Here is a 3,626-nt window from a genome sequence, read left to right as displayed (position 1 = left end):
GGTAGGCGAGGGGAATGAATTCCCCTCGACCCCTTCTTTTTTCTTTCAGTGCTGCCGCGCGCTCGTGGCAACGCGGGACACGGCACTGAACGGCAGCGCGACCTTCAAGGACGCGTTGTTTTCATATGAGGCGTCCCGCCGGGACACCCTGGTGTCGCCTGTGATCAGGCGCTGCCCGTCAAACGGCCAACAAAACAGAAAAAAGAAGGGGGCCTGGGGGAATTCATTCCCCCAGCCTTAACCCTGTCTTCTCTCTCAGTTGCACCGCACTTCATGCGGCGTCGGGTCGTAGCCCGGCAGGCCCGGGACGCCGTAGCCCGGGAAGGCGGTGTTCTCGGCGTCGTCGGCCGCCGGCTTCACGCCAAACCACTTTTCCGACAGGGCGGCCAGCGAGCCATCCTTCTTCATGCATTCCAGCACGTTCTCGACCGCGTTGCGCAGCTCGGCGTTGTCGCGGCGGAAGGGCGCGGCCCAGTGGGCGCGGGTTTCCTTGATGGTGAAGTCGGGCACCAGCATCGGCGTGCGGGTGGCGGCGTAGCGGATGGTGGTGTTGCCGCCCAGCGTCGCGAAGACCCGGCCGGTCACCACCGCCTGCACGGCGTCGGGCTGGCTGTCGAAGGTCTGCACGGTGAAGCCGTAGGTCGCCGCGTTCTTCTGCGCCCAGGCATCGTAGGCCGAGCCCTTGTTCACCGCGATGGCCTTGCCGCGCAGGTCGGCCAGGCTGGTGATCGGCGTGCCGCCCTTGCGGATGCCGAACTGGAATTCGGTGTAGAGGTAGCCCTCGGTGAAGAGCAGGTTCTCGGCGCGCTCCGCGGTCACGGTGACCGGGGCGGCAAGGAAGTCGTAGCGGCCGGCGTTCAGCGCCGGCACCAGGCCGGAGAAGCTGGCGCTGTCGATGGTGATCGGCCGGCCCATGCGGCGCGCGACCTCGGTGAACAGGTCGACGTTGAAGCCCTGGACGCCGCCGTCGAGCTTGGGGAAGGCATGCGGGGCGAAGGTGCCGTCGACCGCGGAGCGGAGAGGCTGGGGCTGGGCATTGCCCGGCGCTGCCGCCAAAGCGAGCGGAAGGGCGCAAAACAGGGCAAGGGCAAAGGAACGCATAGGCGGAGACTCTCCCTGGGACCGGCCATGGGGCCGGGTTATCGGCCGGAATGGCCGCTTGGTTTGCAAGAAGCGTGCAACGCCTGGGCGCCGAGCGCCAGCCCTCAGTCGCGCCGTTGCGCCTCGAAGTCGCGGGCGAGGCCGGCGATCGCCTCGGCGCGGTCCAGTCCGTTCATGCAGCGCCGGGCGTTGACGTCGCCGCAGCCGCGCTCGCTCACGAAGTCGGCCAGCTTGCGGATGGTGAAGGCGCCGGTCTTGAGGCCGTGGACCAGCACGAAGAGGGCGATGGCCGGGTCCATGGCAGAGTCCGGCCCGCTGCCCAGGTCGCGTTCCAGCACTCTGTCGTAGGACAGGAAGTTGTCCTTCCAGGTCAGCTGCACGTAGCCGCGCCCATAATAAGGAGAGTAGCGCAACGCGCGGCGATAGCCCCGGCGCGTGGCTCGCCCAGTCAACAGGCCTCGCGCACCGGCAGGAAGCTGCGGTGGGTCTCGTGCTCGATGGTGGCCAGGACATGGGCGATCTGCTGCTTCAGGCCGAGGCGATGGCGGCGGCAGGCGGCGATGATCGCCTCGATGGTGCCTTCGCGCGTCGCGAAGTCGGGGCGGCCGATGTCCTCCACCACCACCACCTGGCGGCAGAGCTCGCCCACTGCGACGGCGGAGACATTGCCATCGGGCGTCGCGCCGCAACCGACCTTGAACTCGGCCCGGGCATTGCGGGTGCGCGGGCCGAACTGCCCGTCCAGCTCGCGCACCCCGTCGCCGAGCAGGCCCAGCCCGCGCTGCAGCTCCAGCAGCGGCTCGAAGGCGAGGGTGTGGAGCGGCTGCGCCTCGGCGAGGGCGGACAGGGCGATGGTGCGCATGTCGGCAGGTCTCGGGGAGGGGCCTCAGCCGATCATGGATCGTTCCGGGATCGGAAGCGCGATCGCCAGCCGCGCCGTCCTGCCGGAAGGAAAGGGCCGCATCCCCGGGGGAGATGCGGCCCTTCTCGCCTCACGCCGCGGCGGCGGCGAATTCCGGGTAGAGGCCCAGCAGCCCGGCCTCCGAGGCGTCGCAGCGGCCGCGCTCGGTGATCAGGCCGGTGACCAGCCGGGCCGGGGTCACGTCGAAGGCGGGGTTGGCGCCGGCGCTTCCGGGGGCTGCGGTGCGCACCGTCTCGATGCGGCCATCCCAGGTCTGGCCGGTGACTTCCAGCACCTCGCGCGCGTCGCGCTCCTCGATCGGGATTTCCTTCACGCCGTCCCTCACGCTCATGTCCAGCGTCGAATGCGGCAGGCCGACCCAGAAGGGGACGTTGTTGTCATGCGCGGCCAGCGCCTTCAGGTAGGTGCCGATCTTGTTCGCCACGTCGCCCTGCCGGGTGACGCGGTCGGTGCCGACCAGCACGATGTCGACCTGGCCATGCTGCATCAGATGGCCGCCGGCATTGTCGGCCACCACCGTGTGCGGCACGCCATGCTTGCCCAGCTCCCAGGCGGTCAGCGCCGAGCCCTGGTTGCGCGGCCGGGTCTCGTCCACCCAGACATGCACCGGCAGGCCGGCGTCATGCGCCTGGTAGACCACCGACAGCGCGGTGCCGTAGTCGACCGTCGCGATCCAGCCGGTGTTGCAATGGGTCAGCACGTTGATCGGCTGGCCCGGCTTCCGCGCCGCGATCTCCTGCAGCAGGGGCAGGCCGTGGCTGCCGATGGCGCGGCAGGTCTCGACATCATCCTCGGCGATGGCGGCGGCGGCGGCATAGGCGGCATCGGCGCGGCGCCCGGCCGGCACCGGGCGCAGCGCGTCCAGCATGCGGGCCAGCGCCCAGCGCAGGTTGATCGCCGTAGGCCGGGTGCGGCCGAGCATGGCGGCCACGCTCTCCAGCGCGGCGTCGGAGGCGTCGCGCTTCAGGGCCAGCGCCAGCCCATAGGCGGCGACCGCGCCGATCAGCGGCGCGCCGCGCACCTGCATCGACTTGATGGCATGGGCCACCTGCTTCTCGTCGGTCAGCCGCAGGATGTCGACCGTCCAGGGCAGCCGCGTCTGGTCGATGATGCGGACCGACCAGCCATCCTCGGGGTCGACCCAGACGCTGCGATAGGGAACACCGTCGATCTTCATGCGGGCAGTCTCCGTCCGTGTGGCCGCGCGCGGGCGGGGTGGGGAAGGCGTGGCATGCGCATATAGTCGTTTCCTGCCCCCCGCGTCATGCGACAAGCGTGGGGGAGACCCGAGCTGGAGCCGACCCGCTGATGCCTTCCGACACCACCGTGCCCCCGATGAGCCGCGCCGCCGCCCTGCTGCCGGCGATCGGGCTGGGGCAGGGCATCGCGCTGCACCTGCTGCTGCTCGATGCGCCGCGCGGCCTGCCGGGCTGGCTGACCGCGCCGGGGCCTTACGCGCTGGGGATGACGGGGGCGCTGCTGCTGCCGGTCTCGTTGATGCTGGCGCTTGGCCGCTGGTCAGGGCGCCTGCTCTGGCCCTGGCTGGCGGCAGCCACCGCGCTGCTGGCGGCCATGGCCTGGCATGAGGCCGGCGGGTGGGGGT

6 protein-coding genes are annotated in these 3,626 nt (G+C 70.4%); 2 read left to right on the top strand and 4 right to left on the bottom strand.

What is annotated here, in order from left to right; translation table 11 throughout:
• On the top strand, positions 1 to 241 hold a 241-nt coding region (locus BKE38_RS32925), incomplete at its 5' end, for a hypothetical protein (RefSeq protein ID WP_207553642.1).
• A gap of 14 nt (positions 242 to 255) precedes the next feature.
• Here BKE38_RS32925 and BKE38_RS22250 read toward each other — a convergent pair.
• From BKE38_RS22250 to mtnA, 4 genes are all read right to left on the bottom strand, one after another.
• Positions 256 to 1,101, bottom strand: a complete 846-nt coding sequence (locus BKE38_RS22250; RefSeq protein WP_076959427.1) for a transporter substrate-binding domain-containing protein — start codon at positions 1,099 to 1,101, stop codon at positions 256 to 258.
• 104 nt (positions 1,102 to 1,205) lie between these two features.
• Positions 1,206 to 1,481: a hypothetical protein gene (locus BKE38_RS30555; RefSeq protein ID WP_131829684.1), complete on the bottom strand. Its 276-nt coding sequence runs from the start codon at positions 1,479 to 1,481 to the stop codon at positions 1,206 to 1,208.
• A 68-nt stretch (positions 1,482 to 1,549) separates the two neighbouring features.
• Positions 1,550 to 1,963, bottom strand: a complete 414-nt coding sequence (locus BKE38_RS30550; protein WP_083747774.1) for a peptidoglycan-binding domain-containing protein — start codon at positions 1,961 to 1,963, stop codon at positions 1,550 to 1,552.
• Between the two features lie 130 nt (positions 1,964 to 2,093).
• Positions 2,094 to 3,200, bottom strand: coding sequence for an S-methyl-5-thioribose-1-phosphate isomerase (mtnA, locus tag BKE38_RS22240; RefSeq protein WP_076959426.1), 1,107 nt, complete (start codon positions 3,198 to 3,200; stop codon positions 2,094 to 2,096).
• Positions 3,201 to 3,331: 131 nt separating this feature from the next.
• Between mtnA and BKE38_RS22235 the strand changes: the two genes are divergently transcribed.
• A partial coding sequence (locus BKE38_RS22235; RefSeq protein ID WP_207553641.1) for a hypothetical protein occupies positions 3,332 to 3,626 on the top strand: 295 nt, incomplete at its 3' end.

Origin of the sequence: Teichococcus deserti (genome assembly GCF_001982615.1) — a bacterium.
Taxonomy (GTDB): Bacteria; Pseudomonadota; Alphaproteobacteria; order Acetobacterales; family Acetobacteraceae; genus Pseudoroseomonas; species Pseudoroseomonas deserti.
The sequence above is the reverse complement of the archived record's forward strand: the minus strand, read 5'-3'. Positions and strand labels throughout refer to the sequence as shown.